Genomic DNA, 19,901 nt, shown 5'->3' on the forward strand with positions numbered 1-19,901 from the left:
GAGGACGACGTGCACCGCCGGCTGATGGTGAAGCCGGGGCTGACCGGCCTGTGGCAGATCAGCGGCCGGTCGGACCTCGAATGGGACGAGTCGGTGCGGTTGGATCTGCGGTACGTGCAGAACTGGTCGCTCCCCCTCGACTTCTACATCCTCTGGCGCACCGTGTTCGCGGTCCTGCGCCGCGAGGGTGCGTACTGAGCCTTCCTCACGTAGTGGCAGTACTCTGACGTGATTCGCGATCTTGGGTGTCGTCCGGGTTCTCTCCCGGGAGGATCCCGAACGGGATCCTCCCGGGACGGTTGGCCGGGGCCTTCGGGGAGTATTTGGGACCGCGGGTCCCGGGATGTTTGCCGAAAATGATCACTTTGGCTTGTCCCGTCCTGCCCCAGGCAAGGACTCGTGCAGCCTGCCAGCCGGAACCCGTCAACGACCGGTAGCTCAGCATGCCGGGCGATCTGACGATTGGTGTCGGGCGCGCGAGGAGCTGTGTGACCCACCGTCGATCGGGGAGACGTGTCGGACTCTAACCGGATCGACGACGCGTTGTTGCGCCTGGCCTGAGACCCACCTGGCTCGGCGGCTCTATCTCRCTGGCCGAGCGGAGATGCATCAAAGGATGCTCTGCGAAGCAGATCGTGGGCCCATCTCTGGCCGTCTCCCCCATCAACTTCTTGCTTGCGGTGGAGGGTCGTGGCAGCAAAATGAAGACACCGATGGCCGTCTCGAATGCTGGTGCCGCGGTGTCGGCGGGAGGGTGAACGGGAGTTGAGTCCTACAGAGAGTAGCGATCTAGGGGGGTTGGAGCGGTGATCCGGTGTGTCTTCGTATAGTGTTGCAGTGCACACTCTGTTGGCGACGCCCATAGGGGTAACCTGTAGAAGGTTACCTGGTACACTTACCGCACGCGACGGCGCTTCTTGGCGAGGTGAGGCACGCTTTGAGATCGGGGGCGAAGTGAGGCGCTCAGCTTAATTTTTTTCGTAAAGAAGTGGCAAGCCGTCGCGGGGGTGGTAGTTGAGTCTTTGCTTCGCTGAGCGGACGCTGATCGAGTCCTGTCTCGCAGTCTCTTCTAGCGACCTGCTCCGTCCATTCCTGATTGCCGCAGATTTCCGTCAGGCTTTGCTGTCGCTAGTGCACGAGAAGCGTGAGAAGACTCCAAATTCAGTAGTATATCGAAATCGGGGGGACCTCTTATGCGAGGCCGTATTTCGCCGACTGTCAGTATCATCGTCCCGACTCTCAACGAAGCAAAAAATCTACCACATGTTCTCGCTCGACTACCGGGCGATGCTGAAATAATTCTGGTTGACGGCCACTCGACCGACGGAACCGTCGAAGTCGCTCGTCGTGTTCGGCCGGATATAGTCGTGACACACCAGAATCGCCGTGGCAAGGGAAACGCTCTGGCCYGTGGGTTCGCCCAGGCAAGTGGTGACATCATTGTCATGCTCGATGCCGACGGCTCAGCCGACCCGAGCGAGATTCCTGCGTTCGTTAATGCGCTCGAAGCGGGTGCTGACTTTGCCAAGGGCTCGCGTTTCGTCGCCAACGGCGGAAGCGCCGACATCACTCGTCTCCGTCGCCTCGGGAACCGTCTCCTGAACTTCCTGGTCAACATGCTCATTGGCTCGGACTTCACCGACCTCTGCTACGGTTACAACGCTTTTTGGCGACGGGTCGTCCCCATCTTCGACTTGGACACAGGCGGTGCCGGACCCCAAAAGCAGTGGGGGGACGGATTCGAGATCGAGACGTTGATCAACATGCGGGCCGTGCGGGCTGGACTTCGCATAGCGGAGGTCCCGAGTTTTGAACATCCACGCCTGCATGGGGTCAGTAACCTGAACGCATTCTCGGATGGTTTCCGGGTGTTGCGCACGATTTTCGTCGAGTCTTCCGCGTCGAGCGAGAAGGCTGAATTGGCGATCTATCCTAGGACCGATCCGCTTCCAATCCAGCGGGGTGCCGAAACGGTGAGCGCCCTACCCGCTTTCGAAGAAACGGCCTGATGTCCCTGTGCCGGGACGATTGTTCCCGAGTATGGGCCGTGCGGAGCGGTTCCGCCGGTGTGGCGGATGGTCAAATTTCGATGTATCAGAAGCCTGATAGTTCCCCTACCCATGAGGCGGTCCTACCACGACATGAACCGAGACCGCCTCTTATGACTTCACCCAAACCGTCAAGAGTCCCGCCTCGGGGGTCCGGACCGCGATCATCGTGAAAGTAATTCTGCTGGCACAGTTCTTTCCGCCGATCGTCGGTGGGGAGGAACGTCATGTCCTCAATCTCGGAAAGCAACTGGCTGAACGCCACGACGTCACGGTGATAACTTTTGGCCCTCGGGCGGYGGCCGAGAAGCGGGATGGCTTGGACGTGCGTCTAGTGCGGCCGACAACCGCAGGTCTTCCATTGCTTTACACGACCGACCGAGTCTATGCGCCGCCGGTGCCAGATCCGCTAGTAGCAGCGGCGATCGCCAGGATCGTGCGTGAGGTGAAGCCCGACGTTATCCATGCGCACAACTGGATCGTGAACAGTGCGCTGCCGCTGCGCAGGTACCTCGACGTCCCGATCGTCGTCACCCTGCATGACTACAGCCATGTCTGTGCCACTAAGCGGATGATGTTTATGGGGGAGCTGGTGTGCTCCGGCCCAGCACTGTCACGATGCATACGATGCACCAGAAACCACTACTCCGGGGTGGTGGGGCCCTTGACCTTCGCGGCTAACCGCGGTGGCACACGACGGCGCGACAGGGCCGTCGACCGATACCTTGCGGTGAGCAACGCCGTGGCCCGGCTCAACCGGCTGGACAGTGGGCGGATTCCCTATGAGGTCGTCCCGAACTTTATCCCCGACGAGCTCATCGGCGCGGAGCCTGGCGGACCGCCGGACGGGCTCGTCTCCGATGGCTACCTGGTTTTCGTCGGTGATCTGAGCCTGGACAAAGGGATAGGGGCACTACTCGGGGCTTACGAGAGGCTTCYGGATCATCGTCCGCCGCTGCTCGTTGTCGGCCGTCGGACGGCAGATTCACCGAGCTATTTTCCGCCCGGGGTGATTCTGAGCGAGCCGCGAGCTCATGCTGAGATCATGCGTGCCTTCGCTCACGCCAGCTTCGCTGTTCTRCCATCTACCTGGCATGATCCCTGTCCGACCGTTGTCCTCGAGGCTATGGCGTCCGKGACACCAGTAATCTCCACGCCGATGGGAGGCATCGCCGATATGATCACTGGCGGTYGGGAGGGAGTCCTGGTTCCCCCGGCCGACCCGGTGGCTCTCCACGACGCGATCGAGCATCTCTTGGCGGATGGTACTAGGCGGGCGYGCATGGGCACTGCCGCGAAGGAGCGTGCGAAAGAATTCACCGCGAGTCGGGTGGTGCCACGTATCGAGGAGGTCTATCGCGAGGTCGTCCGTGCATCGCTTCGTTGACCGTCGGAGGAACGAGGCCTCACCAGTCGAGAAACTCGACTCATCCTCGGTCGGCGGAATGCCGGCCTACCGCCTCCATGAGGAGGAGACGACTCTCATACCCCGGAATCTTCGTACCGCACGCACCGGGCGAGGCCGGGGGCCGGAGGCGACCCGGAGAGTGGTATCCGCTGGGCTGAGTGCGAGTTTGTTGACCGATCTGCACTACCGCGATCGTGGCGGGTTACTTTTACGCGCTGATTCCGAGAGGTACTGTAGGGAGACGCTACCGGTGGCGGCAGCCACCGCGGTGGGACTGCTGGCCGTCTCTGGTAGCTACGTACTCGGGCGCCAGGGTGAGAGTGGCACGGGCCTCCTGCTCTACTGGATTGGCCTGCTCCTGATCTTCGTTCCGGCCGGTCTGGGGCTCTTGGATCCGGCAACATCTCGGCGGGCGAGAATAACGGATTGTTTGTTGTTGGGCATGGGCCTCCTGCTGGCGTATCTGATACTCCAGATCCACCAGTTCGTCCGCTTTGACGAGATGCTCCATATCCGGACCTTGCATGACATCCGGGAAACGGGTCGTCTCTTCACGGCTAACTCTGGCTTGCCGGTCAGCCCGCGCTTCCCTGGACTCGAGGTGGTCACCAACGCGGTGGCACAGATCACCCGTCTGCCACCACAGCTCTCCGCCTTTCTTGTCATCGTGCTCTCTCGGGGTCTGCTGATCGCCGGCCTGTTCCTTCTCGCCGAGCAGGTGACTCGTTCCGCCCACGCCGCGGGTATTGCTGTCGGTATCTACAGCTGTAGCCCGCAGTTCTTCTTCTTCAACGCGCAGTACTCGTATCAGACGCTAGCCGTGGCTCTCGGTGTTCTGCTTCTCATGCTGGTTACGAACGAGGCGGCGGGCCGCACTGAAACCGTCTTGGCGGCGGGCGCGGCGCTGGCTCTCACCTTCTCGCACCATGYCACGAGCTGGGTGTTCGTCGCCATATTGGGAATGGTGACGGTCRCCGCGTTTACCCGACGGGACCGCCGCACCGCTACCATATTCCTGGGTATCACAGTGGCGGACCTTGTCCTGGTCGCGTCTTGGGCGATTGTCAGTGGTCCGCTGCTCAACCGATATCTCGGTCCAGTTTTTCACGATGCCGTTTTCCAGTTGACGGGAATCGCGAGCGGGACCGGTGAGACGAGAAAAATTTCGACAGATTCGAGTGGCACCAGGAACCCGCGCTGGGAAACTGTTCTCATTGTGCTCTCGCTGCTTATCTGGATGGCGACACTCATGCCGTTGGGCCCATTCCGGAGGAGACCTGCGGCGGACGGACGTGCGGGTGCGGTGCTGCGGTCGCTTCGATTGCTACAACTCCTGTATCCGATCGCCCTGGTGGCCACGATCGCCCCGAAGGCGGCGGAGATATMCGTACGTCTATCGACCTTCATCTTCATCGGGTTGTCGATCATCACCGCATACTCGATTGGCTGGTATATCGAGAACCATCGGAGGCCGCTGCGGTGGGTGGTGGCCCTTTTCGGCACCATAGCCTTCATGGGGGGCACCCTGATGGGCTCTGGACTCGATTGGAACCGCATACCGGGCCCCTACCTCRTCGTTGCCGACGGCCGTTCCATCGATAGCTCCGCCAACGCCGCGGCRCAGTGGGCGGCCCGGAATCTTCCCGACGGCGCCCACTTTGCCGCGGACCGGGAGCTAGGGGCGCTTTTGGCTGCCACCGGAAATCAGTATTTGGTGATCGGTGTACCTGGAGGTGGGAACACCGGACAGATCCTTTTCGCGCCGTCCTTCCATGCCCAGGCGCGGGATCTGCTCCGGAGAGGTCAGATACGGTATTATGTGATCGATCAGCGGCTGGCCGAGGGGTTGCCGCATGAGACGTACTACGTGGTGAATGGTGAGGCCCCGAAGGGGACGCGTCTCACCCATGCAGAACTCGGCAAKTTCGATATCACGCCTGGATCGCGGCGGATCTACGACAACGGAGCCGTCCGTATCTATGACGTCTCGGGCCTCTGGGAAGACTCGACCTCGGCTGTCCGGGCCGGCCGATGAGAGTCTTGATCCTCGTGCTCGAGGGGCTCGTGGGAACTTCGCTAATCGCCTTCGTGTATCAGGGGATCCGCTGGCTGGTTTTACAACGCCGGCCTCAGCTAACCGGCTTCTATGTGCATACCTGCGCGGCGCTGGCAGTCGTGTGCATCCTGATGTTCGTCTCTCTCGCTCTCTCCGCTTTGGGGTTAGCCACCCACGCAGTGGGCTACGACATTTTTCTTGCCGTAGTGGTGGCACTTCTTCTCCGGGCTGGTGCACCGTGGAGACCGGCAAGGCTGGTCATGATCCCGATGCCGAAACCGTCCAGCGCGCTGTTCTTGGCGATTGTCGTCGCTGTGTTCTGYGGGGCGATCGCGCTTTCCTGGCAGTCGGGATCGGTAGCGCGGCGACCGGTCACAGCAATCGCCGCGCGCAGTATCGACGGCAAGGTGGAAATCGAGGTGGTGCGTGGCTACCAGGATGAGCGGTCTTTTATATTACAGATAGTACGGGATGACGGGTCGKTATGGACTCGTCGTCTTTTTGGGGACGATGACGTCCGGCTCTATGTTGATCTTCGTGATGTCGGGGACCCGCGCGTCGCAACGGTTCAACTGATGGTCGGTAGTTACGTGGTCCGTTCCACTGAGATCKAGGATTAGGCGCGGGTGACGTGCGCTTGAACCCCGGGACAGCCGGTCCCGGAAGGATGGGTCGACCTGAGGAGGGGGAAATGGGGACGGCACTGAGGGTGCTCCAGGTGGCGGCACGATTCTTCCCGGACATGGGTGGTACCGAGACGCATGTCTACGAGACGAGTCGTCGACTCAACGCTACTAGTGACATTACCGTGGAGATATTGACGACCGACCGCAGCGGCAAGCTTCCCAGCAGGGAGAATGTCGCGGGAACGGTGGTGCACCGGGTCGCGGCGTGGCCGCAAGAGAAAGACTATTATTTGGCGCCGGCCGTTGCCAAAGTGGTCGGATTCGGTTCTTATGATCTTGTTCATTGTCAGGGAATTCACAATCTCGTGCCGCCGGTGGCGATGGCGGCGGCTCGCCTGAGGGGTATTCYGTATATTGTCTCACCGCATACCGGCGGTCATTCCTCGCAGGTCCGGAACACGGCGCGCCGAGTACAGTGGGGCCTGCTCGGGCCACTGATCAGGAACGCCCGCCGCGTCATCTGCGTCGCGGAGTTCGAGTCCCACATCTTCATGCGCCAAGCCGGGGTCGCTGCAGACCGGATCTCGGTCGTCCCGAACGGAGTGTCCATCGTTCCACCGAGTGGCCATGTCAAACCCGATACGAGTGAGCCGCTTGTCGTCTGCGTCGGCCGGTTGGAGAAGTACAAGGGACAGCGGCACCTTGTCCGCGCTCTGCCGAGTCTGATTACTCTAGTTCCTGACGTACGGCTGATGCTGGTGGGGCGGGGCCCTGATGAGCCGGAGTTGAGGCGCCTGGCTGACCGGCTGGGTGTGGTGGACCGGGTGAGTTTCACCTCGATCCCACCGGAGGACCGGCAGGCAATGTCTGACTGTATCGCGAGAGCGGGTGTCGTGGCCCTGCTTAGCGAGTATGAGGCTCATCCGGTCGCGGTCATGGAAGCCGTGGCCCTGGGTAGGCCGGTGGTGGTGGCGCCCACTGCCGGACTGGGAGAGCTGGCTGCGGCAGGGCTCGCGCAGAGCGTTGCGGATCCGGCCGATGAACAACTCGTGGCGAAGACGCTGGGCATCTACCTGCTCGCCAGCGCTGGGGACTCACCGAGCGAGACGAGGCCGACTCCCGAAATCTCCACCCTGCCGACCTGGGACGGCTGCGCGGAAGCCTTGGCGAGGATTTATCGTGAGTCGGTCTGATGAGGAGACGATCTTCTTAAGGCGCCAGACGCCAGCCGGGAGCGGTATCGTCCCGAGCGAATCCGTGCAGAAGGCTTCCGGTGCCGGTTTCGCGCGCCTGTTGACGATCGTGAGCTCCCTACTCGGCACCCAGCTCGGAACGTCTTTACTTGGAGCTGTGTTCTGGTCGGTCGCGGCGAGAACGCTCTCCATCGACGCCGTTGGGGTGGGCGCGGCGGCGGTGTCCTCGATGACGGTCCTCGGCACGATCGGAATGCTGGGGCTCGGGACGCTTCTCATGGTGCATCTTCCCGACCTGCCGGAGGACCGCCGCCTGACTCTGGTCCGCGCCTGCATGGCGCTGGTCACGGTGGCCGGGCTGCTACTCGGCCTGTTGTGGGCGTTCTGTACCCGCTGGCTCTCGACCACTCTGCAGCCRATCGGTAGCAGTCCAGGCAGTATAGCTGCCTTCAGTCTGGGAGTGGCCGCATTTACGGTGACCACCACTCTCGACTACGCGATCCTCCGGGCGGCGAGTGGGGCGATCCAGCTTGTTCGGAATCTGCTCGCCGCAATCGTCAGAGCAGGTCTGCTCGTTGCCTTTGTCATCGTGGGCCTGCGCACCGGCATGGACCTCTACGCCACCTGGCTTATTGCGTCGGTCGTCTCCCTCCCGGTTTGCTACAAGTACTTCAGGCGACCACCCTATCGAAACTCCAGACGAGCGGAACGGCAGACCGGGATCGCCGAGCTGAAGGCGATCAAGGGTGAGATAGCCGGCAATTACGTGCTGAGCCTCGCGCTRACCGTGCCGACTCTGATTCTTCCTGTAATCGCCGCCCTGACGACGACACCGGCGGACACCGCTCGATTCTCGACCGCTCGGCTGGCCGCTTCCTTTCTCTTCGTTGTTCCTTATGCACTGCCGACGGCCCTGCTTGCGCACACGGGCCGCGCCGAAGAGGAGGCGCGTGCCAAGATGCGCCTGACAATCCCGCTCGGGCTCCTGATCAGCGTGACGCTCTGCGCACTCGCGGCATCCGTCACGAGTCTGATTCTGCTGCCGTTCGGAGAAGCCTACACCGATGGTAGGTCCGTCGCCGCCTTCCGGATTCTCATCCTTGCCACGATATCGTTGGTCGTCAAGGATCACTATGTGACTCTTCGTCGAGTACAGGGCCGCATGGCCGCGGCGGCCAGGGTGATTGCCTGCGGAACGGTTCTTGAGATCGCGTTGGCCTTCGGGGGGGGCCGCATGTTTGGGACGACGGGTCTATGCGTCGGCTGGGTCACCGCCGTCTTCATCGAGGCGGTCGTCGTAGCGCCGGTCCTCCTGAACGTGTGGCGTGACCGGCCGCAGACGTCTGGTTCGTCATCGGTGGCCATCKAGCGGGTACCCGGATGAATTGGCATGGCAMCCGAAACAGAGCGGTGACCAGAAGCGTCTTGGGGTGGTCGTGAGGTGACGGAACAGCGACTGACGACCTGTACTCGGCGCCGGAGATTCGACGAGCGAGACCCATGGACGAATGCCGGGATATCAGGGGGAAGGTAAGCGTTTTGCATTCGACGACRGAACCGACGGTGAGTGCGATTGTATGCGCATACACACTCGAAAGATGGGAACTGCTGAACAGAGCGATCGACTCCCTGCTCGCACAGAAGTACCGTCCGATAGAGATAATTCTCTGCATCGACCACAATGAAGAGCTTTTCCAGATGGCCGCCAAGAGATTCTCTGATCGAGACGCGGATGTCCGGGTAGTGGTCGTGGAGAACCGCTATCCGGGACGGCTGGGATCAGCTCGCAACACCGCAGCCGAAATCGCTGCGGGTGAGATATTGGCCTTCCTCGATGATGATGCTCGCGCTGACCCTTCCTGGCTGGCGGAGATCGTAGCGGTCTTCGGCCGTCGCGACGTGGTCGCGGTCGGCGGCGCGCCGCTTCCGGACTTCGCCGTTCCTCGCCCTCGCTGGTTTCCCGGCGAGTTCGACTGGGTCTTTGGATGCAGTTATGAGGGCCTGCCCAAGACTCTCGCACCGACCCGACGCCTGATCGGCGCCGCCATGTCGGTCCGTCGTTCCGCCCTGGCTGAGATCAACGGATTCCACTCCGACAACCATGACGACATGGATATGTGCCATCGGCTGGCAGACCGCTGGCCTCATCTGAAGGTGATGTATCAGCCGGCGGCAGTGGTCCACCATCACGTGCCGAAGGAGAGGCTGACCTGGCGGTACTTCTGGAAGCGTTGTTACACGGTGAACAAGGGCAAGGTCGCCGCATTCCGAGGCATGGGAAGCGCGGCCAGCATGGCGGCCGAGCGGCGTTTCGTCGCGCAGACGTTGAGTGGTGGCCTGGCACGGGAACTCCGGGCGGTCCGTGCGGGTGAACTCTCCGGGGCGTTGCGATCGGCCACCATGCTGGCCGGGGTCGCGGCGGCCGGCAGCGGATACCTCGTGGGCACTTTTCACCAGTACCGCGCCGGTCGGTGATTCTCCCGGGAACGTACGCCGCTGTGGTCGATCCGGTAGCCAGGAAAAGGAAGTGACATGTCCCGGACGATAATCGTGGGATCGGGTCCCGCTGCCGCGGGAGCGGCTCTGGCACTGGCCGAGGACCCGACCCAGGAAATCCTGGTCGTGGACATCGGGACGCGGCTCGAGGCCGAAGCTGCCAACATCGTCGACGAGCTCGGTCGCTCAGAGTCGGACGAGTGGCGTTCCGACCAGGTTGAGATCATCAGTCGTCAGCCGGTGCCCACCTCGCGCCGGGCCCTTCCGGAGAAGCGGGTCTACGGATCCGACTTCCCCTTCCGGGACGAGGGGCAGCTCCGCGGGGTGAGTGCGATGGTGGGTGCGAACCGGGCCGTAGTCTCCAGCGCGTACGGCGGTTTCAGTAATGTGTGGGGCTCGCAGTTGATGCCCTTCAGCAAGGCGACTTTCGGCCATTGGCCCTTCACCCTCCAGGAGTTGGAGCCGCATTACCGCCGAATCCTTGACCATGTCCCGATGTCCGGCGCGATCGACGATCTGGCCGAGTTGTTTCCATTGTTCCGGGAGCCACGACCGCTGCCGACCCTGGCACCGCGGACCCGCCAGGTTATTGGTGACTACGGTAGGCATCGGGAGCGGCTGCGCCGCGACGGCATCACCGTCGGAAAGGCTCGCCTGGCCCTCCGGGGTGGCGAGTGTGTCCGCTGCGGTCTCTGTATGACAGGCTGTCCTTACCGGCTGATCTATTCCTCCGCACAGACATTCGACCAGTTGATCAGCGAAGGTCGGGTCAAGTACCTGCCGGGACTCCTGGTATTCCGGGTTGAGGAGTCCGAGTCCGGGGCCCGTCTGTTCGCCCGGGAGACCGTGAGTGGCCAGACCCAGGAGCTAGAAGGAGATCGGATCTTTCTCGCCGCGGGCGCCCTGGGCAGCACGAGGATTGCTCTGAACTCGTTGCGTTGGTTCGATGAGCGGATCGAGCTCGCCGAATCTGCGCAGTTCACGGTTCCCATGCTGTCGCGGCGCCGGACACCTGATCCGCGTGCGGACGGGGAGATGACTCTCAACCAGTTCAATATGATTGTTGTGCTGGATGACGTCGGTCTCGATGTATCACAGATCCACTTTTATCCCTATAATCCCGCGATCACYGAGGCGCTTCCGCGGGTCCTGCAGTCCGGTTGGGGCTCCGTACTTGGTGACGAGGTTCTTCGGCGGCTTACGGTCGGTCTGGGTTATCTCCCGTCGTGGGCCTCTCCGCGGCTACGGGTTCAGGCTGTCCCGTCTGCTGGTGAAGCGGATCTCCCGGAAATTCACCTGAGCGGTACCCGTGACGGCGTCCTCGGAAATGGGCTGCTCCGGAAGGTGGTGCGACGGCTCGTCACCGCCGCCCCGTTCCTCGATCTGTGGCCGGTGGTGCCGATGGTTTCCTGTTCGGCGCCGGGTAAGAGCTACCACTGGGGTGGGAGCTTCCCGCATTCCTCCGGGGTTTCGGGAACCCGGCATACAAGTGACATGCTTGGCCGGGTAGGGGGGTGGCGGCGTATTCACCTGGTTGACGCATCGGTGTTCCCTTCGGTGGCGGCGACGACATTCACTTTTACGATCATGGCAAATGCACACCGAATAGGATCAGAGGTGCGAGGGTTGTGACGAATACGGGTACGCGCACCGTGGGGATCACCGGTGCCCAGGGTTATGTGGGCGGCGTGATCCAGGACGCGCTACGCAAGGATGGCTGGACGACCGTGCAACTGGTTCGACGGCCGCCAGCCGACCTGACGGAAGAATGGCGCTTCTATGACTCCAGGCGAGCTCTCGCCCCCGGCCTTCTCGATGGTCTGGATGCGCTTGTGCATTGTGCCTACGACATGAGAGCCCGGCGMTGGCCGGATATTCAGGCGGCAAACATCCACCCGACTCGAGCTCTTCTGGAAACGGCRCAGAATTTCGTCCCGAAGGTCGTCGTCATCTCGTCGATGTCGGCTTATGAGGGGACGGCGCAACTATATGGGACGGCGAAACTCGCCATCGAACGCGACGCCCTCGCCTTCKGCGCCTCGGTAGTGCGGCCGGGCCTGGTCTACGGAAGGAGGGCGGGGGGGATGGCCGCCACGCTCACCCGGTTGTCCCGCCTTCCGGTGAGTCCGGCTCCGAGTGGGAACCCCTACCAGTTCACTGTGGAGGAGGAAGATCTGGCTGCTGTGGTGGCTGCGATCCTGGTCAAGGATAGTCAAATTTCGGTGCCGCTTGGTGTCGCGCATCCAGAGCCGGTGTCCTTCCKGCACATCGTTGCGAAGTTTGCGGGCGAGGCGGGTCGTTCGCCACGATTCCTCCCCGTCCCGTGGAAGGCGCTGTACGGTTCTCTCGTGGCCTTGGAGGCGATGCGGATACCACTGCCGGTACGTTCGGATTCGATACTCGGTCTTGTCCGCCCCGCCCCACAGGTGGTGAACTATGAGCGTGTCAAGGAACTCGGTGTATCGTTGCGTCCGTTCCCGCGCTGAGTGGGACCTGGAGGGCGTGCCGGATTCGTATTGACGCCAGAGGCCCGGAGTGGCGACGCGCGCCCGCCAGTCGRTCAGCACATGCTGTGAATCGCCTGTCACCTTCCGTCGAACCACGCTGCGGCGATACCCATTCGCCGCAGGCGGAACGGCCGGCCTAATGGCGTCTAGGCTCCTTGCCCACTTGGTATGGCCAGGGCGCTGTCACCACCCTGCAGCCGTAAMGGTTAATGATCAGCCCGGTAGCATGCACGAATCGAGGCTTCGATCGACCGGTGACCGCGGCGTTCCTCGACCGATGGCTCTCTTGTTGTCGCTGTGGGTGTCCTACGGGTTTGTGGTGGGATGATGCCTGCGCCAGGACGGCGGGATCCCCATTTGCTCACCTCCTCTGACGGATGGTAGTTTCTGCGGAAAGTGAGATGGCTTACCGTCGAGTCAACTGGTCATGCCGGCGGAAGATGTGGGGCGTGGTGGATGAAACCTCGGGTGAGGCGTTGGAGACGGAGTCGACGCGGAGGACTGGTCGCTCTTCTTCTCGTCTGCCTGGTCGTGGGATGTGGAACCTCGAAACGGGAATCTGGTTCGCCGCAGGCCACGCCTCGACCTTCGGTGGCTGGTCCGGGCGTTGGCGGCATGGTGACCTCCTCCGCGCTACCATCCGGCCCACCGTCGGCGACCGGCGCCTCGGCAGGTTCTAGTCCCCGATCCTCCGGAGAGGTTTCTCCGCCGAATGGTCCGCGGACTCCGCGAGAGGATGACGGGATGGAGCCGCGACTGCTGTGGTCCGATGAATTTGACGGTCCGGCGAACGCCTCGGTTGATCCCGCCAGGTGGTTGATCACGCAAGGGGGGAAATGGGGGCCGACGGACGTCTCCTGTTATACGGCCGATCCCCGTAACGTCGGCCTGGACGGCAAGGGCCATCTCAAGCTGACGGCGATTGCGGAGAAATCTCCCGTAAAAACCTGTGGGGATACTCACTTCTCGTCGGGCCGGGTGGAGACCCGCGGTAAGGCCTCCTGGAGATATGGGTACTTCGAGTTCCGGGCCCGGCTGCCGATCGGTACCGGGACGTTGCCTGCTCTCTGGCTCCTAGGGCCGAACGGAATTTATGACTGGCCTCGCTCCGGCGAGATCGATGTCGTCGAGGCGACGGCAAACGAGCCGGCCACGGTCCATACCAACATTGTTGGAGTGGATGGCTCTGGAAATCGTTGGGAGGCCGGCTGGTGGGGGCGGGGAAAGAACTATGTCTACCCAGGTGGCACGCTTGCGGATCGCTATCATAACTATGCTCTTGACTGGGGGCCGAACAGGCTCGACTTCTATTTCGACGGCCTTCTCATCCGCCATCTCGAGCCGAAGGACACGCCGGTTTGGCTGTGGAACAAAGACTTCTATATAATCATGGATGTCGCCGTCAGCGCGAAGCTGAGCCCCCCGCTTCCGCCGGCCTCCGCGTTCCCGCAGACGCTGTTCGTAGACTATGTGCGTGTCTATTCAGGCAGACCTTAGAAAGGCCGGACTTCCAAGATTTTTTCGGCTGGCGCCCCGACGATACTGTGGCAGTGCCCTGCGAAGTGGCTTATACCCGCCGGCTGAAATCAACGATCTACCGGCAGTGGACGACCATTTCTCATCCATTTTTTGCCAGGGGAGTGTTCGTTGAAGAATGTTGTTCTTCGGGACATTGACCGATTTGTCTACTACGACAACGATGGCCGTCGACCCCGCTCGATCGKGGCCAGTCGCATCGCTGCTGTTCTGAACAACCCCGGCCTCCAGGCGATCCTCGTCTACCGGTTCGGTGCGTTCGTCGCAARTCCGCAGAAAGGCGTAGCCGGGGCGGCAGGGCGGCTCTTGGGCACGGTTGTCTACCGCGTTCTGTCTCGGGTTTCGCAGATCGTGACGGGTATCTGGATCTCCCCCGCCGCCAGGATAGGTCCGGGATTTTTTATCGCCCATTTTGGGGGTGTGATCATTGGTGCCTGTGAAATTGGTGAGAACTGCAACGTAGGACACGATGTGACGATAGGAAAGAGTGGTACTGGCGAGAAGTTCGGTCGCCCGACAATCGGCGATCGGGTGAGTATCGGGACTGGAGCGAGGATCCTGGGTCGTCTTGAGGTGGGAGACGACGCCTTGGTGGGCGCCAATGCCGTGGTAACCCGATCGCTTGCTGCTCGATCRGTCGCGGTGGGTGCTCCTGCCCGCGTGGTCTCGAGCCGGGGCGCCTTCGAGTATGTCGAGTACTTCGGGATGGTGCGGGACGAGGCCAGAAGGGCGTCGCTCGGCCTGGTCAGCTCGCCATAGCCTCGCCCTGACCTCGTCCACCGTCGTCCTACTACCGTGCGGGCATCGTGATGTGTCTGTCGGGCCGTGGCCTATGGTGCCGTGGTGACGCCGTCCTTGAGCCCGGAGCCGCCCTCCCCGCCGCTTGCTGAGGAGGAGGGCGCCGTGCCTTCTTCTGACGACCCGCCCGTGGGACGTCCCACGGCTTCTGGGGCTTCTGGTCCCGCTGCCGATCCGGGAACCTCGGCCCGTCCGGGAGCTCCCGCAGGCGGTGGGACCGGGACCGGTAGCGACACGGGGATCGCGATGGGGCGCGAGCGCCGCATCCCGCCGCCGGAGCAGTTCCGTGGGCCAGTCATTGCCCGGCGTGGCCAGGTGGAGCACTCCACCACGGATCAGCGCCTGCTCGACACCCGCAGCCCCTCGGGGTTCGTCCATTCCGACCCGTGGCGGGTCATGCGGATCCAGAGCGAGTTCGTCGAGGGTTTCGGCCTGCTCGCCGAACTGCCACGGGCGGTGACCGTCTTCGGCTCGGCCCGGATTCCCCCGGACAGCCCGTTCTACGGGCAGGGCCGGCTGCTCGGCGCCGCGCTCGCCGAGGCCGGCTTCGCGGTGATCACCGGCGGGGGGCCGGGCGCGATGGAGGCGGTGAACCGTGGGGCCCAGGAGGCYGGCGGCCTGTCGGTGGGCCTCGGCATCGAGCTTCCCTACGAGCAGCGGCTCAACGACTGGGTCGACCTCGGTGTCAGTTTCCGCTACTTCTTCGTCCGCAAGACGATGTTTGTGAAGTACGCCGAAGCGTTCGTGATCCTCCCTGGTGGGTTCGGCACGCTCGACGAGCTGTTCGAGGCGCTGACCCTGGTCCAGACCGGCAAGGTCACCCGGTTCCCGGTGGTGCTGATCGGCTCCGAGTACTGGTCGGGACTCGTCGACTGGATGCGGACGACCCTGCTGCCCGCCGGCCTGGTCCAGGAGCGGGACCTGCAGATCCTCTCGATCACCGACGACATCCACGAGGCCGTGCGCATCATCCTGGAGGGAACCGCCGGKCACACCCGGCCCGCAGGTATGGATATTCCGTGAACGTCTGCGTGTACTGCGCGTCCTCCGAGCTGATCGACCCCTCGTACGTCCTGCTGGCGGCCCAGACCGGCACCGAGCTCGCCCGGCGCGGCCACACCCTGGTTTCCGGCGGAGGCTCGGTGTCGTGCATGGGGGCGATCGCCCGGGCGGTGCGGGCCAGCGGAGGTTACACGGTCGGCGTGATCCCGCGGGCGCTGGTCGCGATGGAGGTCAGCGACCTGGACGCGGACGAGATCATCGTCACGGAGACCATGCGGGAGCGTAAGGCGCTCATGGACGCGCGCTCGGATGCCTTCCTGGCGCTGCCCGGGGGCCTGGGCACCCTCGAGGAGCTGCTCGAGGTCTGGGTCGCCGGGGTCCTGCGCATGCACACCAAGCCCGTGGTGCTCCTCGACCCCGACGGGGTCTTCGCCCACCTGCGGATCCTCGTCGACGAGATGGTCGACCGCGGGTTCGTCCGCCCGCGCGCCCGGGACACCCTCCGCTGGGCGACCGGCATCGGCGAGGCGGTGGACTTCCTGGAGGCGGGCGTGACAGCGGCGACCRTCACCTCCCCTCCGCCCCCGACCCCGACCCCGCGGGAGATCGTCGAAGGCGACTGAGCCCGTTCCTGTTCCTCAGGCGAGGCCGCGGCGAGYGACGGCGAGGTCGACGTCGCCCCGGATCGCCGCGACCATCCGCAGCGTCCGCCGCGTCGCCGCCACCTGGTGCGCCCGGAAGACCCGGGCCCCGAGCCAGGCGCTGACCGCGGTCGCGGCCAGCGTGCCCTCCAGGCGTTCGTCGATGCCGGTGTCCAGGGTCTCCCCGACGAAGTCCTTGTTCGACAGCGCGACGAGCACCGGCCACCCGGTAGCAACCAGTTCCGGCAGCCGGCGGGTGGCCTCAAGGGAGTGGCGGCTGTTCTTGCCGAAGTCGTGCCCCGGATCGACGAGGATCGCATCCGGCCGGACCCCGAGCGACACCGCCCGCTCGGCGAGCCCCACCGTGGTGGCGACGATGTCGGCGACCACATCGTCGTAGACCATCCGGTGCGGCCGGGTGCGCGGCGGCAGATGGCCGGCGTGGGTGCAGACCAGACCGACGCCGAACTCGGCCGCGACCTCGGCGAGCGCCGGGTCCACCCCGCCCCAGGCATCGTTGAGCAGGTCGGCGCCCTCACCCGCGACGACCCGTCCGACCTGCGCGCGCCAGGTGTCGACGCTGATGACCAGCCGGGGATGGCGGGCCCGGACCTCGGCGACGAAGCCACCCACACGGCGCAGCTCCTCGGCCGCACTCACCTCGCCGCCGGGCGCGGCCTTCACCCCGCCGATGTCGATGATCCCCGCCCCCTCGTCGACCGCACGGTCGACCGCAGCCAAGGCCTCGGCCGCACCGTATGTCGCCCCGCGGTCGAAGAAGGAGTCCGGGGTGCGGTTGACGATCGCCATCACGATCAGCTCGGTCGGCTCGAAGGTCCGCGGACCCAGCCGTAGCGGACCCAGTCGTTGCGGATCCAGTCGTTGCGGATCCAGTCGTTGCGGATCCAGTCGTTGCGGGGCCGGGTGGGCAGTGTCGGCATGCACCGGGCCAGCCTGCCAGAATCACCACGATCGGCGGGCCGTGGCACGATCGGATGCGTGGTGCTCGTCATCGAGATTGTGATCGTGGCCGCCGTCGTCTTCGCGGTGGCCGCGCTGGCCGTCGGTCGCTTCGATCGGCTCGCCCCGGCGCCGCCGGACGGCGCTCCTACCGGACTACCTGCCGGCATGGTGACAGCCGGTGACGTTGCCCGCACGCGGTTCGGGATGGCGCTGCGTGGTTACCGGATGGCCGAGGTCGACGCCGTCCTGCTTCGGCTCGCCGACGAGCTGGCCTGGCGGGACGAGGAGCTGGCCCGGCGGGAYGAGGAGCTGGTCCGGCTGGCCGCCTTCGCGCGCGTCGACACCGCGCCATCGCCGGACGGGCATCGGGATACTCGCTCGCCACAGATCGACGAGTGATCGCCGCCGACTGTCTGTGGCATCACAGTCGACTGTTGGTAGCCGATCGATCTGGCCTATGCAGGGACACGCGCAGGCGTTGTCGTCAACATCGACGCCCACCTCTCGATGTTGCGGCGGGCGACTGTTGTGATGYCGCGCAGAGACGTGTTTCGGTTTGCGGTCCGGTCTACGGGATAATCGTCGTCAGATGCAGGTCCGACGGCAGGAAGAGGTGCACCGATGGCGGCCATGAAGCCGCGGACGGGTGACGGTCCGCTCGAGGTGACCAAAGRGGGGCGCGGCATCGTCATGCGTGTCCCGCTGGAGGGGGGCGGTCGGCTCGTCGTGGAACTCACCGCCGACGAGGCGAGTGCGCTGGGGGATGCCCTGAAGACCGCGGTCAGTTAACCGTCCGTGCGTCCGCCCGGGTGTCCGTCCGCGTGCGCCGTCCTCGCGTCCGTCCCGCGGCAGCCGGGTTCCGTCGTGGTCCGGCGGTCCCAGTGAGTCCGGCGGTCCCGGTGAGAAGGCCGGCATGAGCATCGTTGATTCCGCGTCAGGCCCGGCGATCGACGGGCTCATCAGGCTTCCTCCCGGCGTTACCCTACGGTCCGCCACCGTCGCCGACGTCGAGCCCTCGACCGTCGCCCTGGTCCTCGCGTCGTCCGAGAACGGACCCGTGTTCGACGAAACTGCCCGCGGTGTCGGCGCCGATCTCGGACTGGATCTTGCGCTGCTGGTCGAGTCCGAGTCCCTGCGCGGCGATGCGGGTTCGGTGCTGGTGGTGCCGTTGGCCCGGACGGCTCGGCCGACCCGGCTGCTCGTGGTCGGCATCGGCGCCGGTCAACCGGGTGACTGGCGGGCCGCGGGCGCCGCGCTCGCCCGCCGCGCCGGGGCACCGGACCGGCTCGCGGTGGTGGCGGAGCCCGGCGATCCGGGCCTGCGGGCCTTCACCGAAGGCCTGGCGCTAGGCGCCTACCGGGCCGCTGGAGTGCTCGACCGGGCCGCTGGAGTGCCCGACCCGGCCGGCCGGCCCGGGCCGGAGAACGGCGCGCCCGGCAACGTCATCGTGCTCACCGGTCGGGCGGACGAGCCCGGGGCGGTGGCCGCGGTCGGCGCCGCGCGGGCGGTGGCCACCGGGGTGTACATCGCCCGCGATCTGGTCAACATGCCGAGTCTGGTGAAGTCACCCGAGTGGCTGGCGAACCGTGCCGTGCGCATCGCCGCGTCGGCGGGTCTCGACACGACCCTGCTCGGCCCCGACGATCTTTCGGCGCAGGGCTTCGGGGGGTTGTGCGCCGTCGGTGAGGGTTCCCCGCGGCCGCCCTACCTGGTCAAACTCGAATATCACGGGCCACCGTGGACTTCTGGCGAGGCCGGGTTGGCGGGATCCACCGGGTCGGCGGGATCCACCGGGTCGGCGGGATCCATCGGGTCGGCGGGATCCATCGGGTCGGCGGAGCCGGATGGTTCGCCGGCGGGCCGCTTCACCGATGGTCACCGGGTCCTGGTCGGGAAGGGAATCACCTTCGACTCGGGTGGGCTCTCCCTGAAGCCGGCCGTCCCGATGGCCGGCATGAAGACCGACATGGCGGGCGCGGCGGCGGTGCTCGGGGCGATGACCGCGTTGCCGGCGTTGAACGTGCCCGGGCGCGTCACCGGCCTGCTCTGTCTGGCGGAGAACATGATCGGTGCGACTGCCATGCGTCCCGGCGACGTCATCACCTGCTGGGGCGGGACCACGGTGGAGGTACTGAACACCGACGCCGAGGGCCGCCTGGTGCTGGCGGACGGCCTCGCCTACGCCGCGGGCGCGCTCGACGCGGATGTCATCGTCGATCTCGCCACGCTGACCGGAGCGATCGCCGTGGCGCTCGGCCGGCGCACCGCCGGGCTGTTCAGCTCGGACGACCGGCTGGCGGCGGCGCTGTCCGCCGCGGCGGACAGCGCCGGGGAACGGGTGTGGCGGCTGCCGTTGGTGAAGGAGTACCGGGCGGCGATCGACTCGCCGGTGGCGGACCTTGCCAACATCGGCCGGGCGCTGGACGTCGGGGGCGGTTCCATCACCGCGGCGCTGTTCCTGCGGGAGTTCGCGGGCCGGCGGCCCTGGGCACATCTGGACATCGCGGGCACCGCACGGTCGGACGCCGACGACGGCGAGATCAGCCGGGGCGGCACCGGGTGGGGGGTGCGTACCCTGCTGACCTGGCTGTCGAGTGKGCCATCCCAGACACCGGCGGCCTGAGTGT

At 64.7% G+C, this 19,901-nt stretch carries 18 protein-coding genes; 17 read left to right on the forward strand and 1 reads right to left on the reverse strand.

The features are described from left to right. The 14 genes from CcI156_RS20060 to CcI156_RS20125 all read left to right on the forward strand — a co-directional run. The coding region (locus CcI156_RS20060; protein ID WP_139140115.1) for a sugar transferase at positions 1–198 on the forward strand (198 nt) is incomplete at its 5' end. A 995-nt stretch (positions 199–1,193) separates the two neighbouring features. Further along, positions 1,194–2,009 carry a glycosyltransferase family 2 protein gene (locus CcI156_RS20065; protein ID WP_076807524.1) on the forward strand — a complete coding sequence of 272 codons (816 nt, stop codon included), beginning with the start codon at positions 1,194–1,196 and terminating at the stop codon, positions 2,007–2,009. 208 nt (positions 2,010–2,217) lie between these two features. After that, on the forward strand, positions 2,218–3,435 hold the full coding sequence (locus CcI156_RS20070) for a glycosyltransferase family 4 protein (protein WP_076807526.1): 1,218 nt from the start codon (positions 2,218–2,220) through the stop codon (positions 3,433–3,435). A gap of 271 nt (positions 3,436–3,706) precedes the next feature. Next, positions 3,707–5,491, forward strand: coding sequence for a glycosyltransferase (locus CcI156_RS20075; protein ID WP_254847527.1), 1,785 nt, complete (start codon positions 3,707–3,709; stop codon positions 5,489–5,491). Continuing rightward, entirely contained in the window at positions 5,488–6,132 is a 645-nt protein-coding gene (locus tag CcI156_RS20080; RefSeq protein ID WP_076807528.1) for a hypothetical protein, read from the forward strand. The genes CcI156_RS20075 and CcI156_RS20080 overlap by 4 nt, the downstream gene beginning before the upstream one ends. A gap of 98 nt (positions 6,133–6,230) precedes the next feature. Beyond that, positions 6,231–7,331 (forward strand): glycosyltransferase family 4 protein, encoded by a 1,101-nt coding sequence (locus tag CcI156_RS20085; RefSeq protein WP_254847528.1) that lies wholly within the window; start codon positions 6,231–6,233, stop codon positions 7,329–7,331. A 64-nt stretch (positions 7,332–7,395) separates the two neighbouring features. Beyond that, positions 7,396–8,715 (forward strand): lipopolysaccharide biosynthesis protein, encoded by a 1,320-nt coding sequence (locus CcI156_RS20090; protein WP_254847529.1) that lies wholly within the window; start codon positions 7,396–7,398, stop codon positions 8,713–8,715. Between the two features lie 116 nt (positions 8,716–8,831). Continuing rightward, complete coding sequence (locus CcI156_RS20095; RefSeq protein WP_023841752.1) at positions 8,832–9,806, forward strand: glycosyltransferase family 2 protein; 975 nt, start codon at positions 8,832–8,834, stop codon at positions 9,804–9,806. 57 nt (positions 9,807–9,863) lie between these two features. Beyond that, entirely contained in the window at positions 9,864–11,459 is a 1,596-nt protein-coding gene (locus tag CcI156_RS20100) for a hypothetical protein (protein WP_023841753.1), read from the forward strand. Then, the gene (locus tag CcI156_RS20105) at positions 11,456–12,313 is read left to right on the forward strand and encodes an NAD(P)-dependent oxidoreductase (protein ID WP_076807534.1); all 858 of its coding nucleotides are present in this window, start codon (positions 11,456–11,458) and stop codon (positions 12,311–12,313) included. Before CcI156_RS20100 ends, CcI156_RS20105 begins: the two co-directional genes overlap by 4 nt. Before the next feature lie 765 nt (positions 12,314–13,078). Then, positions 13,079–13,831 carry a glycoside hydrolase family 16 protein gene (locus tag CcI156_RS20110; protein WP_023841754.1) on the forward strand — a complete coding sequence of 251 codons (753 nt, stop codon included), beginning with the start codon at positions 13,079–13,081 and terminating at the stop codon, positions 13,829–13,831. 150 nt (positions 13,832–13,981) lie between these two features. Next, positions 13,982–14,629 carry a serine O-acetyltransferase gene (locus CcI156_RS20115; RefSeq protein ID WP_076807536.1) on the forward strand — a complete coding sequence of 216 codons (648 nt, stop codon included), beginning with the start codon at positions 13,982–13,984 and terminating at the stop codon, positions 14,627–14,629. Between the two features lie 285 nt (positions 14,630–14,914). After that, entirely contained in the window at positions 14,915–15,691 is a 777-nt protein-coding gene (locus tag CcI156_RS20120) for a TIGR00730 family Rossman fold protein (protein WP_011438215.1), read from the forward strand. Continuing rightward, positions 15,688–16,293 carry a TIGR00730 family Rossman fold protein gene (locus CcI156_RS20125; protein WP_076807538.1) on the forward strand — a complete coding sequence of 202 codons (606 nt, stop codon included), beginning with the start codon at positions 15,688–15,690 and terminating at the stop codon, positions 16,291–16,293. The genes CcI156_RS20120 and CcI156_RS20125 overlap by 4 nt, the downstream gene beginning before the upstream one ends. A gap of 15 nt (positions 16,294–16,308) precedes the next feature. Here the strand turns inward: CcI156_RS20125 and folP are convergent, their stop codons facing one another. Next, positions 16,309–17,121, reverse strand: a complete 813-nt coding sequence (gene folP / locus CcI156_RS20130) for a dihydropteroate synthase (RefSeq protein ID WP_076807552.1) — start codon at positions 17,119–17,121, stop codon at positions 16,309–16,311. Positions 17,122–17,310: 189 nt separating this feature from the next. On the opposite strand from folP, the gene CcI156_RS20135 reads away from it, so the two are divergent. The 3 genes from CcI156_RS20135 to CcI156_RS20145 all read left to right on the forward strand — a co-directional run bounded on the left by CcI156_RS20135 (position 17,311) and on the right by CcI156_RS20145 (position 19,897). Next, positions 17,311–17,673, forward strand: coding sequence for a DivIVA domain-containing protein (locus CcI156_RS20135; RefSeq protein ID WP_063579555.1), 363 nt, complete (start codon positions 17,311–17,313; stop codon positions 17,671–17,673). A gap of 222 nt (positions 17,674–17,895) precedes the next feature. Next, the gene (locus CcI156_RS20140) at positions 17,896–18,063 is read left to right on the forward strand and encodes a DUF3117 domain-containing protein (protein WP_076807540.1); all 168 of its coding nucleotides are present in this window, start codon (positions 17,896–17,898) and stop codon (positions 18,061–18,063) included. Positions 18,064–18,187: 124 nt separating this feature from the next. Further along, entirely contained in the window at positions 18,188–19,897 is a 1,710-nt protein-coding gene (locus CcI156_RS20145) for a M17 family metallopeptidase (protein WP_076807542.1), read from the forward strand. Positions 19,898–19,901: the final 4 nt, after the last annotated feature.

The sequence above is a fragment of the Frankia sp. CcI156 genome (assembly GCF_001983015.1).
Lineage (GTDB): Bacteria > Actinomycetota > Actinomycetes > Frankiales > Frankiaceae > Frankia > Frankia casuarinae.